The organism is Oleiphilus messinensis, from assembly GCF_002162375.1.
GTDB classification, from domain to species: Bacteria; Pseudomonadota; Gammaproteobacteria; order Pseudomonadales; family Oleiphilaceae; genus Oleiphilus; species Oleiphilus messinensis.
Map to the genome: position 1 here is coordinate 5,049,514 of NZ_CP021425.1, position 17,839 is coordinate 5,067,352.

Below are 17,839 nucleotides of genomic sequence, written 5' to 3' on the forward strand. Positions count from 1 at the left end.
AGATAAATCAAGTGGAAAATAATAATCACACAAACAGTAACTACATCCCCCCATCCCTCAAGCTGGTAGAATTAGGCACCTATCCTGGACGAGCCTGGTTCACGCCCACAGTATCCGGCTGGGAACACTTCCCGAATCATTCCAGGATATTACTTGTCGGTAACCATACGATCTACGGCCTGATCGATATTCCCTTGCTGGTCAACGCAATTTATCAACACAAAGGATTATACTTAAGAGGCTTGGGAGACCGGATTCACTTCAGAATACCCGCCTGGAAACACCTGCTCCGGTACTTGGGGGCTGTGGAGGGCTCGCGCAAAGTCTGCTCGGATCTAATGCAGAAACAAGAACCGTTGCTCGTATTTCCAGGCGGTGCCAGAGAGGTCTGCAAACGAAAGGGCGAAGCCTACCAACTTATCTGGAAACAACGCGCCGGTTTCGCCAAACTGGCAGCCAGTCACAACTATACCATATTACCTTTTGCGGCCGTCGGTGCCGAAGAATGCTACGACATTCTCTGGGACGCCAATGACTGGGAACGCATTACGCCAGCGCGCCTTTGGCAGTCCAGACTGGTACAAAAGCTGTTTCGCGGTGGCGAGGAGATCATGCCGATCGCCAAAGGCATTGGCCCACTGCCTAAACGGATTCCGTTCCATTTTTCATTCTGCCCGCCCATCGAAACCCGTCAATGTGACAGCAACGATGATGACCAAGTCTGGCAGATCCGTGAGCAAGTCCGCACCTCGATAACATCCCGATTGCGTGAACTGAAAAGCAACGATTAAGGCCAGGTATCACACAAGCCCATTCAAACACCACCTACGCACAGGATTCCGCCGGAGGGCTGACCGCTTTTTTCAACGTAACCGGCACATATTTGTGGTAAGGGGTTTTCGTGAATGGGTCGCAGTGTTCACTGGATGTAAGCAGGTTTAACGCGGGCCCCTGTCGTTCGCCGCCTTGATAACGCATACCATAGCCATGTGGCAGTGTGACCATGCCGAGACGAACGGAATCATCCACTTCGGCAATGACCTCTATAGAACCATTTTTCGATTGGACTTCGATCCGGTCCCCGGTTATGACGCCCAGTGTTTCAGCATCTTGAGAGTGAATGCGTAAGGAGCCGTCTTTATCCACCTTTCGCCATGCCGGATCACGATAGATCTGGTTGGCATTGTAACTACGGCGTTCCCCGGCCATCAGGATAAAGGAACCATCCTCTTCTTTTGATCCTGTGTCTTGCCCCAAAGTACGGAGCTCTGCCAACATTTCCTCAATCGCCAAATGAACTCGGCGATCCTTGTTTTTGATAAAGCGCCAAATATCTTTGAATTCATGGGTGCTGATGATCGTACCGGAGCGACTCTCAATGATTTTTCTAAACAGGTTCGCGCCAAGGGAGAAACGTCCGCCGCTAATATCTGCACGTTTGACTGCATCTTCATGCTTGTTTACGTAATCAATGGCCAGGGGCAACAGCAACGCGGAGGCGGCGATGCCTTCCGGTAACGCTCGACCCAACGTGCGATACAAAATAGAGGGTGCATAACGCAGCCATGATTTATTCATCTTCAATGCCCCCATCAACGCCGCCAGATACAGCTGAAAATTCGCTTGAGTCGGCTCATATTTAGCCACCCGCTCCAGTACCGGAAAACGGGTTGGAATCATTTTCATATGTTCCAGCAGGCGGGTATAGATTTCAGGTTCAGGCAAGCTCTCGCCATAAGGTTTGTATATCGGATGGCGCAAATGGAAAAAGTTGGATGGAAATTCGAGGTTGAACCCGGTCGCTTCGCACTTTTCATACTGGGATGCAGCAGGCAATACGTAATCTGCGAGCTGTGCAGTTTCCGTGTAGGCAACATCAACCACCACCAGGAGATCAAGCTTGGAGAATGCCCGCTCGTAAGCCGGGGTATCCGCATAGGTCATTAACGGGTTGGCGCTGTCCACCCATATGGCACGGAGTCGGTCCGGGCCGTCATGCTCGATCTCATCCGGGAGGATATTGGGCGGATAAAGCCCTGCGATGGGAATCATGTTGTGGTGGGCGGTGCGTTTGATTGTTTTGCCCCGTTGCGCTGCCCGTTCGTCGGAATTTCCGAGGATCGGGAGCAGGAACGAATGCAAATTATTACCGCCTGGCCGAGCGAAATTCCCGGTCAGGAGATACAGCAGTTTTTCCAGATAAGCATTCAGCGTGGTATTCAAGGTTTGCTGAATACCCAAATCAATTCGAACACAGGCACGTCTCGCGCGAGCAAATTCCCGGGCAACCTTTTGTACGTCATCGAGCTTCAGATCAGTCAGCGCGACATAATCTTGCACCCGTATGTTCAAGAGTTCATTTTCCACCGCTTCGAAGCCGGTACAATGATGGTCCAGAAACTCCCGGTCATGCAATCCTTCCTGCACGATAATCGCCAGCATGGCCGACAGTAAATAGGCATCCGTTCCCGGTTTGATCGGTAGATGAATATCCGCCATTTTCGCGGTTTCAGATAAACGTGGATCGATGACGACCATCGTTCGGTCGGGGTCTTTTTTGAGCGCTTTCAACGTATCCCGAGCATTGGGAATACCATGAGCCTGATAAGGGTTGCAGCCAATAAACAACACGTAATCGGCATGCTCGACATCTTCGGTGGTATGACAACGCTGGTCTCCGAACAATCGACCGTTGACCCAGAAATCTTGAGTCTTTTCCTGCGCCAGTGCGGAATACACATACCGGCTTTTCATCGCCTGCCGAATTTGCTGACCATAGGCTCCACCGAGGTGATTCCCTTGCCCGCCACCGCCGACAAATGCAAAGGCATCACCACCGTGGGTATCACGAATCTGCAGAAGCCGGGTCGCAATTTCCGATAACGCCTGATCCCAGCTAATCGGTTGATGAGAGCCATCGGGTTGACGTTTCAGCGGCTGCGACAGACGGTCATCATGATTTTGATAATGCTCAAGTCGCGCAGCTTTCTGACAAATATAGCCATCCGTCATGGGGTGAGCGGAATCGCCCTTTATTTTTGTGAAGCGGCCATTTTCTGTGGTAATGGTGATACCGCAGTTCCGTGAACACAAAATACAGGCACTTGGGTGCTGCTGCACAGTAGAAGAATGAGCCGCCATGATGAGCCTCTTTTCAATGGATCAAATTGAAGTTTTTTAATCAGAGTAATCTGGAAACTGGATATACGCTAATTCGCAACAAGAGCTGGAATTAAAGAATAAATAAGCCATTCTTATCATTTCTCCCGGCCTGTGCAAAATATCCAGAACTGAATCGATTACCGTGGGGTTTAATTGCAACATTCGCAATATCTTGACACTTGGCAAATATCACGTATAAAACATGAGGATTAAATTAATCAATCCTGCATTACTCAGCAATTTACCATATCTTATTATTAGGTAAGCTGTGCTTATTCAGGCAGCGCACCGCTCCAGAAATCGCCAGGCTTGAGATAAATATCCCCGGAATCACTCCATGTTAGATTGCGGGACAGGACAAAACGCTATGCATGCGAAAGCGCCCCCTATTCAATGGTTACCTGTATTTGAGGCAGCTGCGCGTTTATGCAGTTTCAAAAAAGCAGCTGATGAACTTTGCGTGACGCCTCCGGCCATAAGCCAGCAAATTAAAGCACTGGAAGACTACCTCGGAATAACGCTTTTTGATCGTACAGAACGGCGCTTGAAATTAACCCCTGCGGGGCAGCATTACTACCTAACCGTTCAGCAAATTATCAAGATGCATGTTAAAAGCTATTATGACCTCGAACGGCGTTTCAAGAACCCGATATTGCAAGTGAGCGTGCCACTTTACATCGCGCAAGAGATCCTGATTCCCAACTTTTTATCATTCCGAAAACGAGCGCCGGAAATCGATTTAAGACTGACCACGGGTAGCGAACTCGTCGACTTTGACAACGATACCGTTGATGCCGCAATTCGTTTTGGTGATGGTAACTGGCCTGAACTGGAATGCAGGCCCTTACTTCCGGTCACCCCGATACTGGTTTGTAGCCCGAAATACCTATCGGAAAATAACCTGAACACCGAGACTTATTTTGATGCTTCTGTTCTGAAAAAACAGGTCATCATATCCCTGCGTGAAGATTTACAGGATTGGCAACAAGCTCTTCCTGAACTTGACCCTGCGGATAAAATAATCTGCGATTCCTACTTTTCGGTAATCAAGTCTGCGGAAGAAGGGCTCGGCATTGCCATCGGTCTACTGCCGATTATCAATAAATCTATTGGGAAAAATCACCTTGTGCCCTTGAGCAGCCCTGAGTTCCGCTCAGACGTAGGCTATTGGCTGGTCGCCCCCAAACCAATCGAAGACCGGCCAGCCATTGTCCTGTTCTATGACTGGCTGGCGGATCTCTTGAAAGATTTCAGCGCTTAGATTTGATCTGCGGTTGCACTACTCAAAATCAACATATGAGCAGACTAATCTTGCAATGCAGCCTCGATAAAATCCAGACGATCCTGTCCGAAAAACATCTCTTCCCCCAGATAAAAAGTGGGCGCGCCAAATACACCTTTCTCTATCGCATTATTGGTATGGGATTTCAGTTTATTCTTGATCTCTTCACGCTCGCAAAGGGCTAACAACGTGCCGCTATCAAGACCGGCGCCCTGCATCACGCTCTCAACTTGTTCCAAATCTCCCATATTCAGGGCATCAACCCACATTGCCCGAAACATAAGCTCCACATATTGCTTGAAGCAACCCATTTCTTCAGCCGCAAAACAACCTCGCATCAAGTGCAACGTGTTTATCGGAAAATGCGGATTCATTTTAAACGGTACCTGATAGCGCTTCACGAATCGAGGCAGATCATACTTTAACATGTACCGGCCTTTTGCCGGGACGGCAGCAGGCGGCAGGTTATTGTTCGCTTTGAGCAACGCACCAAGCAACATGGGTTCGTATACGACCTCAAGATCGTAGGTCTCGGCAAACCGTTGCAATTGTGTATGGGCCAGGTATGCGGTGGGGCTGCCAAAATCAAAGTAAAAGTTCAGCACTTTTTTCATTTATTTCTCCAAGCTTCATATTTCATCGAAAAGACAAAAGACTACGAAATAAGCAGCGACTTTTAAAAACAGATTTAATAATCAGAAATTAAGTTTTAGTTATTTAAAAAGAATACAGCCCCAGCATGCTAGCCGCTTTACGGCACTTAAATAAAATTAAATAAGAAAAACTTATTGGATATTAATAAATGCCAAATATCCAGATGCGTTGTTTTCCGATACTTTGAATCCGTATTCTTTAACTCGTTTCACAGTGAAAGAGGTCAAAACATGAAGGAAAACAAAGTAGCCTTGATCGTTGGCGCAGGTGATGCTATCGGTGGTGCAATCGCTAAAGCCTTTGCCTTGAAGGGATTCAGCGTATGTCTGGCACGAAGATCTGAAGAGTCGGTTAACGCGTTTACCAAATCCCTGACAGACGAAGGGTTAAAAGCCTACGGCTACGCGGTGGATGCTCGAAAAGAAGAGCAGGTCGAAAACTTGTTCGATACGATCGAGCGTGAAGTTGGGCTTTTAGAGGTGGTGGTCTTCAATGTTGGCGCCAATGTTCCAATGAGCGTTTTTGATACGAGTTCCCGCAAGTTCTCGAAAATATGGGAAATGGCGTGTTTCTCCGGCTTTCTCGTAGGTCGAGAGGCCGCGCGGAGGATGGTCAGCCGTAATCGCGGTACGATTTTATTCACAGGTGCAACGGCAAGCATACGCGGCGGGGCAATATTTGGCGCATTTGCCAGTGCAAAACATGCCTTGAGAGGATTTGCGCAAAGCCTCGCGCGGGAGCTTGGCCCGAAAAATATCCATGTCGCCCATGTGATTATTGATGCCGCAGTCGATACACAATGGATATCAGAAAACCATCCTAATTATGAACAGCTGAAAAAAACAGATGGTCTGGTTAATCCCGCCGATCTTGCCGAGCAATATGTCATGCTTCATGAACAACCGCGAAATGCCTGGACTTTTGAACTCGATATCAGACCATGGGTCGAACGCTGGTAGATGTGGACCGGTATTCAGCCCGGAGACGCAAAACCTGCGCGCTTCGGTTATCAAAAGCTAGGTTCGGTTATCAAAAACTAAGCTGCACTTCATTACCGGATGCGTGTTCTCCCGGCCTTTGCCAATCCATGGGCCGGGTAAATTTTTGCCAGTCCTCCGGGTCCACGCTGTCACTCGCCAAAGTTCGAGCGATAGATCAGGCCATCATGCATGTCCGACAGCTGGCTCAGTACCGCCTTCGCATGCATGGGGAAATGATCCATGAGCCTTGCGAAAACAGATCTTGCAATTCCAATGGCAAACGCAGCATCACATAACCTGAATTTCGAACCCGGGGCGTATTGAGTGGAACACGCTATGACATCTTAATCCCCAGCTTTTGATTTACATTGTCTCGAACCGTTCGATAACATTCGGCATCGTTCATTAGCTGGTCTAAACTCGAAACAGGAAACATCTCATTCATCACCTGTTGTGCCGCTTCGGTTTCAAATAAACCCGGCATCATCTTTTCGAGGCAACGCAACATGACTTCAGGAGACACAGATGCACCCGGTGATGCCCCCAACAGAGTACCGTAACTCAAATCTTCCGAAACGACAATTTCAGTTCCCATCTGCAAATCGCCATCTTTAATAATTTGTACCCGCTGACCCGCTTGAATCACCTGCCAGTCAAATTTTGTACTCAAACCCGGAGCGAAGGATTCAAGCTCACTGAGCATACTGTTCTTGCCCTTAAAGGTTTCCGTTAGCAGATATTTCACAAGAGGGAAATGCTCAACCGCAACGTTCATCAGGTTGGGAATATCGTGGAGTCGCATTGAGCGGATATATTCGAACATGCCACGATTTTTTTCCAGAATCGGCATAAACGTGGCAAAGGGCCCGAACAACAAATAGTGCTGACCATTAGCCGCCCGGAGATCCAGGTGCGGCACGGACATTGGCGGCGCACCCACTTTGGCTTTACCATAAGTTTTTGCACCGTAGTGCTTGGCCATATCCTCATCAATCGGGGTCAGCAGAAAACGCCCGCCCACCGGGAACCCGGCAAACCGGCTCCGAAACGGCAAATGACTCCGCTTTAACAATGGGAAAGCCCCACCACCGGCACCCACAAACAGGATATCCGCTTTGTATCGTTTGGCCTGTCCCTCTGACTGGGTCTCCAGCCACCACCCCCCGGATGGACTGCGATGCACATGACGAACGTGGGTTCGGTAATGAATATCCACACCGGCTTGTTCGACCAGATAATCCGCCATCTGCTCTGTGACAGATTCGAAATTCACATCCGTACCCGACTCGATCATGGTCGCGGCCATTTGCTCAGATGCGGGCCTGTTTTCCATGGTCAGCGGAATCCAGCGCTTGATCTCTTCGAAGTCCTCCGAGTAGTGCATGTGATCAAAAAAATGATGGGCGGACATCTCTTTGAAACGAAGTCGAAGTTCATTGATACTGCTTTGCGAAACCAAGGTACAGTGTTTAGTCTGATGAATGAACGTAGCAGGATCTTTTATGATTCCCTGTTGAACAAGATAGGCCCAGAACTGTTTGGCAACATTAAACTGGGCATGAATTTTTAACGCTTTTTCGACCGAGATGATCTCCTCATCTACCGGGGTGTAATTCAGCTCACAATTTGCCTCGTGGCCAGTTCCCGCATTGTTAAAAACGCTGCTGTTACTGCCGGCAGCCTTGGGCAATCGTTCGATTATGCTGATATCCAGATCTGGTGCGAGCGCTTTGGCAATAGTGGCAAACGTTACCCCCATTACACCCGCGCCGACAACGACAACCTTCATGGTAGTTTCTCCAAGTTTCCCGAGTTTATGAAATGCATTGTGATCAGTGTATGCGAAACCGGTAAATGCGGAAACCACCAACGCAGATTAGTTACTTCCAAACACGTGCCATTTGCAGCGTTTCCCGAACTTCGTCCGCACGACTTTTGGATGCAATTCTTTCCAGCAGCGCCAATGCAGCCTCATAGCTCACGACACTGCCATTGGAGGTAATAATATTACCGTCGATCACATAATTTTGATCGAATTGAACGTTCACCTCGGGATACTGATCCTGTAGTTCAGACTCACCACCGGCCCACGTGGTCGCCTTTTTGCCATTCAAAATACCGGCTTCCGCCAATACGAATGCGCCGGAACAATTACTTGCCAACCAATCAGCAGAGGCTGCGGTAGACTGTACATATTCGATTAGCGCTTTATTCTTGAGTAACGGTTCCATCGAGTAACTGCTCGGCACCAAGAGAATATCCACCTCTGGTTTATTGTTTAAATGGCTGTCCACCTTTAATTGCAATCCTTCTTCCGTGGTAATCGTATCCTGACTGCCGACATTAATCGTGATGGTTTCATAGTCCGAGAACCAGCTTTTCCGGCTGGCAATACCAAAAACTTCAATGGGTGCGGTAATGTCGGAAGTAAGTACGCCATCAAATACGATAATTCCAATGCGTTTGTCAGCCGACCAAGCAATGGAACAGGATAAGCAAAGAGATAGAACAAACATAATTCGAGTAAGCATGACCAGAGTTGCGCTCTTGCGCGCAACATCTCCAGACTGACTGATATCAACAACAGTATTAAAAGACATATTAAGATCCCCTCTGAGATGATCGATTTCGGATATTTACGAGCGAGTGACATTCTATCGAGGGGGTATTTGTGATTAAATATCACAACATTAACATCTGATGTGAACCAATTTCACCAATGGACAAACTCCACCTGCTTAGACTCTTCATCAAAGTAGTTGATACAGGCTCCTTTTCGAAAGCGGCTGCAGAATTAGGTTTTTCACCCTCCACCTTGAGCAAGGCAATCGGTCGCCTGGAAAATGATTTAGGTTGCCATCTTTTTCATCGAACAACTCGGCAATTGATACTCACGAAAGCCGGAGAAGCTTATCTGCACACAGTAAGACGTTTGGTAGACGATCTCGAACAATGCGAAACCAACCTGAATCAACGCAACGAAGACGCCTCCGGTCACTTGAAGATCAACCTGCCGGTATCCTACGGCAGACGTTATGTGGTTCCGCTTTTATCGGCGTTTAATGCGCAATACCCGAATATTACACTGGATATTCGATTTGATGATGCATATGTAGATATGATCGCCACCGGCACAGATATCTGCATTCGCAGCGGGACACTGGCACCGTCGTCACTGATTGCACGACAACTGAGCCCAATCGACTTCTTGATTTGCGCCAGCCCCAGGCTGCTAAAAAGTAGCCGTATTGTTAACCCGGAGGAATTCAACCACTTCCCATGGATAAGATTTCGATTTGCACAGACCGGACGACTAATGCCAATCATGGTTGCCAATCATTCCGAGCCCGATGGTCAAGAGAATCTGGATCCGGGCCAACAATTCATTGTCGATGATGGTGAAACCTTGGCTGAACTCTGCAGCCAGGGTCTGGGGCTCACACAACTCCCCCACTTTATTGCCCGAGATTGGCTTGACGCGGGCAAAATTGTTCCCGTAGGTCCTGCCTTCAGAGCTAAAGGATTTGGAGTCTGGGCAATTTACGTGAAACGAACATTTTTACCGCTGCGCATACGCCTGTTTGTCGAGTTTCTTGAAAATACAATCCAATCCCAGGGCGAGACGGCCTATTCGACCTGGGCGGAACAGCGCTATCCTGTATAACTATCCTTAGGCAGGTGATTTAAGGACAGCAGGCACATATTGACCTTTATGCATTGCACGGTATTTGCTCAGCATCAGGAGCAAATACCGTAAACCTGAATGTCAATTGTTAAGCATCAACACTCACTTCCGGAAAATCGATCTCGGTGTCCGCAATGTGGTTGGTGTAATTCGTCAGTATGTTCAGTACAACATTTCCCAATATCTCGAACGTGAGACGGGTATCAATTCCGGCTTCCGCAGCGTCAGCCAGATCAGCATCTGTCAGCACACCTTTTTGCACCAGAATTTTATGTGCCAGTGTAACAATGGCTTGATTTCGTGAATTTTCGTGGGTCACATTACGCGCTTGCTGAATGTCATCAGCCGACAACCCGGCTTGCTTACCCAATACCGTGTGGGCAGAGAGACAATATCCGCAACGATTCTCTTGTCCTACTGTCAGTGCAATTAATTCACGCTCAGCCGCAGTCAATTGACCGGAACCAAGGGTCTCCGAAAAGGTCAAATAGGCGTGTAGCAGCTCTGGTGAATGCGCCATTGTCGCAAACATGTTTGGCACCATACCCAGTTTTGCTTTTACCGCACTCAATGTCGATTGCACGACTTCAGGTGCCTGAGCTGTGGCGACAGGTTTGATTCTCGTAGCGTTATTTACATTGGACATCGATTTTCTCCTTGAAGATTAAGTTCGTTTTGTCATGGAACGAAAACAAGGATACGATACGATTTAAATCATTTAGTCTTATTTAATTTGCAGATCGTCTATTTTATCCAAATTAGATGATCAATTTATAGATCGACCAGGAGTCTCGCGTTGGATAAACTTGGCCCTCTTTTCAGCTATTTTTCTCCTCGCGCAGAAGTGTTCCATGCGGGAACACTCTGCCATAACACCGATTACCAGTCCGGAAAGGGGTGGGGATATCTGCATTTGCTGCGCAGGGGGGAAATTACGGTTCGTAATGGTGAGCGAACGGCGATTGCTGTCAGCGAACCCAGCATTTTGTTCTATCCTCGCCCATGCTGGCACCGGTTCGACGTGGATGAATCTGCACCGCCAGATCTGGTCTGCGCAACGATCAACCTGGGCGGCAGCGTGGGACACCCTTTGAGTAACATGTTGCCGGAATACCTTGAGATTCCAATTTCGGAAGCGCCCTCTCTACAGAACGCGATGGAACTTCTGTTCGCTGAAGCATTTAATGATCTTTGTGGACGAAAAGTCGCGCTGGACCGGTTAATGGAATACGTTTTGATCCTCTTAGTTCGATATTTAATCAACACTGAAAACTATCAAAGTGGCGTAATTGCCGGATTGGCTCACCCCAAGCTGGCACTTTCACTCAATGCCATACACAAGTACCCGGACCGAAACTGGTCACTGGAAACCCTAGCGGATGAAGCCGGCATGTCCAGAGCCAGCTTTGCCAAACATTTTCGCACCACGCTGGACTGCACACCACTGGACTATCTGACCTCCTGGCGGCTCAGCATTGCACAAAGCCTGTTAAAAAGGGGGCAATCCATCAAAGCGACCGCCCCCAAAGTGGGCTATCAAAGTGCTGCAGCATTCACACGGGTTTTTGCTCAACGAATGGGCATCAGCCCGTCTGCTTTTCAACAGGCCCACGAATAAAGTCAATCACTTTTTCAGGAGTCAGATGGACATTCAGAAGCCTAGGGAGGGGCTTTAACAGTTAACGAAATACTTGACTAAACCTACTCATATACAGTAGCTTGTACAGTATTGTTTTCTCATGGATGGAGGTGATGATTATGGCTGAATTTCTATCGATAGGCGCTGCCGCTTTTCTGCTGGGTGTGGCCGTTTCCACCCTTCGTTGCTGGGAAAAAGAATCACGATTTTTCTCAGATTTCCGTACGCCGGGTGGCCATCGTCGTTACGCGCTTGATAAACTTTTAGCCTTTTGCGGTCAGTCGACTGCTAATGAGCAACGCAGAACAATCTGTTATGCACGCGTCTCTTCTCATGATCAGAAAAAAGATTTGCAAACGCAAATTGCTCGCTTGCAAAAACATGCCAGAGAGGCTGGCTATGAAGCTGTCGAAACCATTGATGATCTTGGCTCAGGATTAAACTATAAAAAACGGGGATTAAAGCGATTAATTAAGTTGATTTGTCAGCGTAAGGTAAAACGACTGGTTATCGTTCATAAAGATCGCTTACTCCGATTTGGGGCTGAATTGTTATTTGCGCTTTGCCAGTTTTACGGTACGGAGGTTGTCATTCTTGAGGAAGTTGAAGAAAACTTTGAACAGCAACTTTGCCATGATGTGTTAGCGTTAATGACGGTCTTCAGTGCGCGATTGCATGGTTCACGTAGTCGTAAAAATCAACGAGCCGTCGCCTAGTGGATACGCCAACGAAAACACTCACCTTTGAAACCCGGCTTAATTTGATTCATGAGCAGGATGCGGCATTGTGCCACTATGCCGAGCTGTGGAATCAAGTGAAGTTTCGTTGGTTTGCTAACTTACAAAAGCCTAAAGCCCAGCAATTGAGTCGTACCCAGTTTATGCATGAAATGGGGATGCCGTTCAGCTATCGGGTGTTTCAAGGCGTCCGGCAAAGCATTAAAAGTTTAATCCAGTCTTACCAAACCAATCGAAACAACCGGCTGGTGACGCTGGAAGTTAAAATCAAACAGCTGGAGAAAACGCTCAACAAACTAGAGAAGCGCTGTGATCATGTTGCAGAGAAAGGCTGCCCGCAACAGGCCAAAAAACTTCGCAACACACTACGACAGAAGGAAGTGAAACTGCGTCGTTGGCAGCGAAAGCAGGCCGCCTTGGTGGCCGAAAAACAGGAAAATAAAACCCCCATTTGTTTCGGCGGTCGAAAGCTGCTGAAAGAGCGACAAACACTAAAATCCAATGAAGGGATCAGGGATTGGCAATGTCGCTGGCACGAAGCGCGACACCGTGAATTTCTATTAGTGGGTTCTCATGATGAATCCTGGGGCTGTCAAAATGCCCAGCTATCGCCCAGTGAGCAAGATGATGCTTACCAGCTAAAACTCCTGGTACCCCATCAATTACGCGCTACGTTCGGCACGACCATTAACATTGATTGCCTGAAATTCAAGCATGGTAAGGCGGCTATTGCCCAAGCCGTCTGGCAGAATCAGGTTAAAAAACTCGATAAATCAATCAAAGGGCAACCCCTGAGTTTTCGATTTAAGCGAGACAAAAAAGGTTGGCGGTTACTCGTTAGCGTGGAAGTGGCAGGACCAACAGCGCAAGCAGAGTGGATCGATGCTGATCAAGGTGTCATTGGTGTGGATGTCAACCCGGATCACTTAGCGGTCGTCGAGCTGGATCGGAACGGTAACCCACTGCAACACCGAACGTTTGACTTACCTTTGCACTATAAGAATGATGCTCAACGAGCGGCTATTATTGGGGATGCCGTACGAGACCTGATGGACTTTGCCGCACAGCAAGGTAAAGCGGTGGTGATCGAAAAGCTGGATTTTCAGCAAAAGAAACGGCAATACCAAAAGCAGGATCATCCTCAGTATGCCCGCATGTTGAATGCCTTTGCTTACGGTAAGATCAAGGACTTGATTGAAACGCAAAGCATTAAACGCGGCATACGCCTTTATCACGTCAATCCGGCTTATACCTCATTACTGGGGCGGATGAAGTATCGCGATCGACACGGTTTTTCAGATCACCACGCGGCCGCGTTAGTGATTGGTCGTCGGCATTATGGCTTTAAAGAAAAGCCGCCAAAACAACTCATTGGTATTAACGCGAAGGGTACCGTTAAGACCGAGCATCCGCCTGTAAGGATGGCGCTCGGGGATTATCAGTATTACAACAAACTTCAGCGTTGGTACCAACCACTCGAAAAATCATTAGATTTTCTGAGTGGCTGGCGTCACTTTCGTCGTGTGAATCGGGTTAGTTACTCCGTCGAGGCTCGCCTTGATGGTAGACCGGGCATGAGTCCCGACTTGATTCAGGAAAGCGTAACCCTGCTTTCCGCGCACCCTGCGCTGTAGGGATAGGCTCGTTTAAACCTTGAGTAGGTTTAAGCAGGTTTATGAAAACGGTTTTAGCCACGAGTTAACTCCAAAATTTCACCTGCTGTCAACCGACCCTTTGTTATACCTCGAACGGCAGCAAACGGGTTGCATTGATCTTTATTGACCAACTCGACCTTATCACCCACGATTACAAACTCTACATTGGTTTTGCCTGGTGTTATTTGAAGAAAATCTCGTATTTCCTTGGGAATTGTGGTTTGCCCTTTGACCGTGACGCTGCTCATAACTACCTCTTAGTATTACGGTTTAGAAATATGGTAATACGGGGAGCTGTGAACTACACATATTTTTAGCATTCTAACCTGATTGAATCATAAAACAGGTCGCACTAAGGTGAAACTCTACGTCCTCCAAGGCTTTGGGGTCATGCTGCTTCGCGTTAAAATCAGGTTTTTCTGGTAGTTTGTAAACTGGCTTGAAGAAATAATGATTGGGCTGTTACTATCAATTTGAAGTAATTGAATTTTTGATAGTGTGCCTGCGATGTTGCATTCATGTCTATGTGATATCAAACCCAATGGGTTTGCCCAGATGTGCAAGATAGATTTTGCTGATATCATTACCTTGGTTGTTTAAAGGAGATTTCAAGATGAGCGCTTTCGACGAAGTAAAAGATCATCCTGCAAAAAAGCAAGAACAGAAAGGAAGCGGGCCGGAAGGCTTAACTGTTAATGAAATGGAAGAGTTAAAGAAAGCGATGACTGAAGCACGGAAGACGGTCAAAAATCGTGGTCAAGGAGGATTTCAGGAGTATGTCGGTTAAGATATTTTATGGAGCTGACCTATTAGAAAAGAAACACATCCCCGCTGTTAAACATGTTATTCAAGCATTCAAAGAGTACAAGGAAACGAACAATCCAGGGACAATGTTCGGTCGAGATGCAATCACATACCGCCCACGATCAGCTTTCGAAGAAGATATTCACCACGTTCACCTATTGAACAAGCAAGAGTTCAAACTTAAGAAACTATACTTGAGGGACAAGTACAGCCGAACAAGTGATTCATGCTTGTTTTATTGTCCCGGTTTCAGACACGCGGACTATTACCTGGCGTTAACAATAATTTGGCAGGATGCACACTCATTTATGGATGAACGACATGACATACTCAATCAGTATGCTGAAGAGGCACTTAGATTCAGGAGCATTTACTAATGATGAATATTGAATGGGTAAAATCTGCACCTACTGAAGAAGGTTTTTATATCGTCGCGGTTGAGTACAACAACGGTATCGGTACATGTGCTTGTTCTTATTGGGAGCCTAACAGAGGTTGGTCTCTGAGCAATGAAGGCGAGAACATAGTAGCTCATATCAAGCTGGATAAAATCATCAAAGAACTGCCCTATCCTTGGGACAATTAGACATACTAACTCAGACTTGATCTGACAGTTACCTGTTGACTACCGTGTCTGTCAGATTAGTCTATCCATCACTTGTATTCGAAATTAATAATCCACAAGCTTGCACATTCAATTCTTCAAACTCCGCCCAAGTATAAATCTGCTTATAGTTCTATTCTAACTGCACACTAATTCTACAAATATCCGGCCTATCCTCATAAATCGTGCATAGATTCTTGGTATTCAGATATCCCCCAGTGGCAGGAAAGACAAGTATGGTAGTCAGCGTCAATCTCTTGGAATAATAACCGCTTATTCTAAATATTGGCACATGAACTCACTACCGTAAAATGGCATAAATTAGACACGGGTTTTTGCTCAACGAATGGGCATCAGCCCGTCTGCTTTTCAACAGGCCCACGAATAAAGTCATTCACTTTTTCAGGAACCAAATCAGTATGCTGGGGCCTAATACAATCACATAATTCTCAACGTAGGAGTCACCGTTAAAAATGGAAAATAATACCGATCAGAAGTTCACAAAAGGCCTGCATCACCTGGGTCTAACCGTACCCGATGTAGCTATTACGGCAGCATTTTTTGTTGATCAGCTGGGCTTCATGATCGTCGGTGAAAAGCCGGATTATCCTGCAATTTTCGTCAGTGATGGCACAATTATGCTGACGCTTTGGCAAGCCCAATGCGAAACGCCCAACCCATTTGATCGTAAAAATGTTGTCGGGCTGCATCATTTTGCGTTAAAGGTTGAGAGTAAAGCCAAGCTGGATGAACTCTACCAAACCTTTTCAACATTACCGGAGATTGCAGTTGAATTCGCTCCGGAAGCACTGGGTGGCTCAGGAGCGGTGCACATGATGTGCACAATTCCAGGTGGCTTAAGAGTTGAGTTTATTGTTACGCCCTGATACTCAACATTAGATTCGTGCATACAGATTGCCCGAAAAGCGCTTCATGAATCTGAAGCGCTTGTGATACGGGAAGTACTGTCGATTTATAACACGCTTTCGACCTCCAGCCCGCACCAAAAGAACACATAAACGCCACAAAGCGCACCACCGACGAACAACATTGATCACCTTCGCCACATTGGTCGAAGCAACGCTATCTGACCGAGAAGTAAAATCGCGGAGTTCTTTCGAAAAATATATTTTCGCTGACTTACAACGACTTACCCCTTTATGAGTATTTACCCAAGGCTAAATTGACGACTAGCATTCAAGCTTGGCACTTCCTTTGCTCTGGAATACCTTGCAGGACATTCTTGGCAAAACGCCAATATGAAGGGTGATCCAACGTCTCGCGAAACCTGGAAATCAGCACATTGCGCCGGACGGTAGATCATCAACACCTGAACAATTTGCAATAGATGGCTAGGGTTCCGGCCGGTTACAACTGGCGACAGGTCCGAGAGCTATCGACCTTTCAAGTGACATTTCTGCACTTGGGCACCACCCAATTCAGAACGGAAGGTTACACGGCGGGATAAAAGCCCGGGAGGATTAAATGGCAGTAATGCCAGGAATGCCTCGCTGCGTAATCGACTAACCACTTGGGAGAAGCCCATGAAACGCCTCTTTTCACGTCTTTTCATCACCACTTTTGCAATCGCCTTTTTGAGCAATGCGCAAGCAATCTCAGCAAAAACCGATTTCAAAATATGCTGGTCTATCTACGTAGGCTGGATGCCCTGGGAATATGGTGCTACATCCGGCATTGTGGACAAATGGGCCAAGAAGTACGGGATCAACATTGATGTCGTGCAAATCAACGACTATATCGAATCCATCAATCAGTATACAGCAGGTGGTTTTGATGGCTGCACCATGACCAATATGGATGCACTGACAATCCCTTCCGCTGGAGGTGTGGACTCTACGGCATTGATTGTAGGTGACTTTTCCAATGGCAATGATGCCGTTATTCTGAAAAACAAATCAACTCTCGCGGATATCAAAGGACAAAACGTCAACCTGGTCGAACTCAGTGTCTCCCACTACCTGCTCGCCCGAGGACTGCAATCCGTGGGCCTCTCGGAACAGGACATCAGTGTCGTGAATACCTCAGATGCCGATATGGTTGCGGCATACACCACCAATGATGTAACCGCTGTCACCACCTGGAACCCCCTTGTTAGCGAAATTCTGAGCATGCCCAACAGCCAGAAAGTGTTTGATAGCGCGCAAATTCCAGGCGAAATAATTGATACGCTGGTCGTAAACACCCAAACCCTGAAGGACAATCCAAAATTCGGCAAGGCACTCGTCGGCGCATGGTATGAAATCATGGCCAAAATGAGCCAGGAAAAAGCAGTTCGTGAGCATATGGGCAAAGCCTCCGGAACCGATCTGAAGGGATACGAAGCCCAACTGGCATCCACCAAGATGTTCTACTCCCCTACCGATGCCGTTTCTTTTGTCGACAGCCCTGAATTGAAAAAGACCATGCAATACGTCGCTGAATTTTCCTTTAAACACGGGTTACTGGGCGATGGTGCTCCAGACGCAGGTTTTATCGGCATTGAAACACCCTCGGGCATTTACGGCGATGCAGGCAACATCCAGCTGCGCTTTGACTCCAGCTACATGAAAATGGCTGCAGAAGGCAAGCTGTAAGCATATAGACCCATGCAAACCGCCAGTGGAAAACAGAGGCAAT

At 47.3% G+C, this 17,839-nt stretch carries 18 protein-coding genes and 1 riboswitch; of the genes, 12 read left to right on the forward strand and 6 right to left on the reverse strand.

Going from position 1 to position 17,839, the window contains the following annotated elements; translation table 11 throughout:
• Window positions 1-11: 11 nt before the first annotated feature.
• Entirely contained in the window at window positions 12-791 is a 780-nt protein-coding gene (locus tag OLMES_RS21960) for a lysophospholipid acyltransferase family protein (RefSeq protein ID WP_157678449.1), read from the forward strand.
• 34 nt (window positions 792-825) lie between these two features.
• On the opposite strand, the gene OLMES_RS21965 is transcribed toward OLMES_RS21960, so the two are convergent.
• A complete protein-coding gene (locus tag OLMES_RS21965; RefSeq protein WP_087463222.1) occupies window positions 826-3,141 on the reverse strand; it encodes a molybdopterin-dependent oxidoreductase in 2,316 nt (771 codons plus the stop codon).
• 388 nt (window positions 3,142-3,529) lie between these two features.
• On the opposite strand from OLMES_RS21965, the gene OLMES_RS21970 reads away from it, so the two are divergent.
• Window positions 3,530-4,423: a LysR substrate-binding domain-containing protein gene (locus OLMES_RS21970; protein WP_198343079.1), complete on the forward strand. Its 894-nt coding sequence runs from the start codon at window positions 3,530-3,532 to the stop codon at window positions 4,421-4,423.
• Between the two features lie 44 nt (window positions 4,424-4,467).
• Here the strand turns inward: OLMES_RS21970 and OLMES_RS21975 are convergent, their stop codons facing one another.
• Window positions 4,468-5,058 carry a 2-hydroxychromene-2-carboxylate isomerase gene (locus tag OLMES_RS21975; protein ID WP_087463224.1) on the reverse strand — a complete coding sequence of 197 codons (591 nt, stop codon included), beginning with the start codon at window positions 5,056-5,058 and terminating at the stop codon, window positions 4,468-4,470.
• Window positions 5,059-5,328: 270 nt separating this feature from the next.
• Between OLMES_RS21975 and OLMES_RS21980 the strand changes: the two genes are divergently transcribed.
• Window positions 5,329-6,057, forward strand: a complete 729-nt coding sequence (locus OLMES_RS21980) for an SDR family oxidoreductase (protein ID WP_087463225.1) — start codon at window positions 5,329-5,331, stop codon at window positions 6,055-6,057.
• A 355-nt stretch (window positions 6,058-6,412) separates the two neighbouring features.
• Here the strand turns inward: OLMES_RS21980 and OLMES_RS21985 are convergent, their stop codons facing one another.
• Together OLMES_RS21985 and OLMES_RS21990 are read right to left on the reverse strand one after the other, a co-directional pair.
• Window positions 6,413-7,867 carry a malate:quinone oxidoreductase gene (locus OLMES_RS21985; RefSeq protein WP_087464612.1) on the reverse strand — a complete coding sequence of 485 codons (1,455 nt, stop codon included), beginning with the start codon at window positions 7,865-7,867 and terminating at the stop codon, window positions 6,413-6,415.
• Between the two features lie 91 nt (window positions 7,868-7,958).
• Entirely contained in the window at window positions 7,959-8,678 is a 720-nt protein-coding gene (locus tag OLMES_RS21990) for a DJ-1/PfpI family protein (RefSeq protein WP_232465173.1), read from the reverse strand.
• A gap of 119 nt (window positions 8,679-8,797) precedes the next feature.
• Here OLMES_RS21990 and OLMES_RS21995 point away from each other — a divergent pair, with 119 nt between their 5' ends.
• Window positions 8,798-9,742 (forward strand): LysR family transcriptional regulator, encoded by a 945-nt coding sequence (locus tag OLMES_RS21995; RefSeq protein WP_087463226.1) that lies wholly within the window; start codon window positions 8,798-8,800, stop codon window positions 9,740-9,742.
• Window positions 9,743-9,851: 109 nt separating this feature from the next.
• On the opposite strand, the gene OLMES_RS22000 is transcribed toward OLMES_RS21995, so the two are convergent.
• Entirely contained in the window at window positions 9,852-10,409 is a 558-nt protein-coding gene (locus OLMES_RS22000) for a carboxymuconolactone decarboxylase family protein (RefSeq protein ID WP_087463227.1), read from the reverse strand.
• A 150-nt stretch (window positions 10,410-10,559) separates the two neighbouring features.
• Here OLMES_RS22000 and OLMES_RS22005 point away from each other — a divergent pair, with 150 nt between their 5' ends.
• From OLMES_RS22005 to OLMES_RS22015, 3 genes are all read left to right on the forward strand, one after another.
• A complete protein-coding gene (locus OLMES_RS22005; RefSeq protein ID WP_087463228.1) occupies window positions 10,560-11,381 on the forward strand; it encodes an AraC family transcriptional regulator in 822 nt (273 codons plus the stop codon).
• 140 nt (window positions 11,382-11,521) lie between these two features.
• Window positions 11,522-12,118 carry an IS607 family transposase gene (locus tag OLMES_RS22010; protein ID WP_087464614.1) on the forward strand — a complete coding sequence of 199 codons (597 nt, stop codon included), beginning with the start codon at window positions 11,522-11,524 and terminating at the stop codon, window positions 12,116-12,118.
• Window positions 12,118-13,773, forward strand: a complete 1,656-nt coding sequence (locus tag OLMES_RS22015) for an IS200/IS605 family accessory protein TnpB-related protein (RefSeq protein WP_087463229.1) — start codon at window positions 12,118-12,120, stop codon at window positions 13,771-13,773. Before OLMES_RS22010 ends, OLMES_RS22015 begins: the two co-directional genes overlap by 1 nt.
• 53 nt (window positions 13,774-13,826) lie before the next feature.
• On the opposite strand, the gene OLMES_RS22020 is transcribed toward OLMES_RS22015, so the two are convergent.
• Window positions 13,827-14,042, reverse strand: a complete 216-nt coding sequence (locus OLMES_RS22020; RefSeq protein WP_087463230.1) for an AbrB/MazE/SpoVT family DNA-binding domain-containing protein — start codon at window positions 14,040-14,042, stop codon at window positions 13,827-13,829.
• A 365-nt stretch (window positions 14,043-14,407) separates the two neighbouring features.
• On the opposite strand from OLMES_RS22020, the gene OLMES_RS28110 reads away from it, so the two are divergent.
• The 5 genes from OLMES_RS28110 (at window position 14,408) to OLMES_RS22040 (ending at window position 17,796) form a co-directional block, all read left to right on the forward strand.
• Window positions 14,408-14,581: a hypothetical protein gene (locus tag OLMES_RS28110; protein WP_157678452.1), complete on the forward strand. Its 174-nt coding sequence runs from the start codon at window positions 14,408-14,410 to the stop codon at window positions 14,579-14,581.
• The gene (locus OLMES_RS29075) at window positions 14,571-14,975 is read left to right on the forward strand and encodes a type II toxin-antitoxin system YafO family toxin (protein WP_087463231.1); all 405 of its coding nucleotides are present in this window, start codon (window positions 14,571-14,573) and stop codon (window positions 14,973-14,975) included. Before OLMES_RS28110 ends, OLMES_RS29075 begins: the two co-directional genes overlap by 11 nt.
• A complete protein-coding gene (locus OLMES_RS22030) occupies window positions 14,975-15,184 on the forward strand; it encodes a hypothetical protein (protein WP_087463232.1) in 210 nt (69 codons plus the stop codon). Before OLMES_RS29075 ends, OLMES_RS22030 begins: the two co-directional genes overlap by 1 nt.
• A 491-nt stretch (window positions 15,185-15,675) precedes the next feature.
• On the forward strand, window positions 15,676-16,089 hold the full coding sequence (locus OLMES_RS22035) for a VOC family protein (protein ID WP_087463233.1): 414 nt from the start codon (window positions 15,676-15,678) through the stop codon (window positions 16,087-16,089).
• Between the two features lie 454 nt (window positions 16,090-16,543).
• Window positions 16,544-16,683: riboswitch (guanidine-I (ykkC/yxkD leader) on the forward strand.
• A gap of 63 nt (window positions 16,684-16,746) precedes the next feature.
• A complete protein-coding gene (locus OLMES_RS22040; protein WP_087463234.1) occupies window positions 16,747-17,796 on the forward strand; it encodes a putative urea ABC transporter substrate-binding protein in 1,050 nt (349 codons plus the stop codon).
• Window positions 17,797-17,839 lie beyond the last annotated feature (43 nt).

Excerpts from the sequence above, each read along its gene's own strand:
- OLMES_RS22030 (WP_087463232.1), top strand. The coding sequence starts at position 14,975 with ATGATGAATATTGAATGGGTAAAATCTGCACCTACTGAAGAAGGTTTT.
- OLMES_RS22000 (WP_087463227.1), bottom strand. The coding sequence starts at position 10,409 with ATGTCCAATGTAAATAACGCTACGAGAATCAAACCTGTCGCCACAGCT.
- OLMES_RS22010 (WP_087464614.1), top strand. The coding sequence starts at position 11,522 with ATGGCTGAATTTCTATCGATAGGCGCTGCCGCTTTTCTGCTGGGTGTG.
- OLMES_RS28110 (WP_157678452.1), top strand. The coding sequence starts at position 14,408 with ATGAGCGCTTTCGACGAAGTAAAAGATCATCCTGCAAAAAAGCAAGAA.
- OLMES_RS21970 (WP_198343079.1), top strand. The coding sequence starts at position 3,530 with ATGCATGCGAAAGCGCCCCCTATTCAATGGTTACCTGTATTTGAGGCA.
- OLMES_RS22040 (WP_087463234.1), top strand. The coding sequence starts at position 16,747 with ATGAAACGCCTCTTTTCACGTCTTTTCATCACCACTTTTGCAATCGCC.
- OLMES_RS21985 (WP_087464612.1), bottom strand. The coding sequence starts at position 7,867 with ATGAAGGTTGTCGTTGTCGGCGCGGGTGTAATGGGGGTAACGTTTGCC.
- OLMES_RS22035 (WP_087463233.1), top strand. The coding sequence starts at position 15,676 with ATGGAAAATAATACCGATCAGAAGTTCACAAAAGGCCTGCATCACCTG.
- OLMES_RS21980 (WP_087463225.1), top strand. The coding sequence starts at position 5,329 with ATGAAGGAAAACAAAGTAGCCTTGATCGTTGGCGCAGGTGATGCTATC.
- OLMES_RS29075 (WP_087463231.1), top strand. The coding sequence starts at position 14,571 with ATGTCGGTTAAGATATTTTATGGAGCTGACCTATTAGAAAAGAAACAC.
- OLMES_RS21965 (WP_087463222.1), bottom strand. The coding sequence starts at position 3,141 with ATGGCGGCTCATTCTTCTACTGTGCAGCAGCACCCAAGTGCCTGTATT.
- OLMES_RS21995 (WP_087463226.1), top strand. The coding sequence starts at position 8,798 with ATGGACAAACTCCACCTGCTTAGACTCTTCATCAAAGTAGTTGATACA.
- OLMES_RS22020 (WP_087463230.1), bottom strand. The coding sequence starts at position 14,042 with ATGAGCAGCGTCACGGTCAAAGGGCAAACCACAATTCCCAAGGAAATA.
- OLMES_RS21975 (WP_087463224.1), bottom strand. The coding sequence starts at position 5,058 with ATGAAAAAAGTGCTGAACTTTTACTTTGATTTTGGCAGCCCCACCGCA.
- OLMES_RS21990 (WP_232465173.1), bottom strand. The coding sequence starts at position 8,678 with ATGTCTTTTAATACTGTTGTTGATATCAGTCAGTCTGGAGATGTTGCG.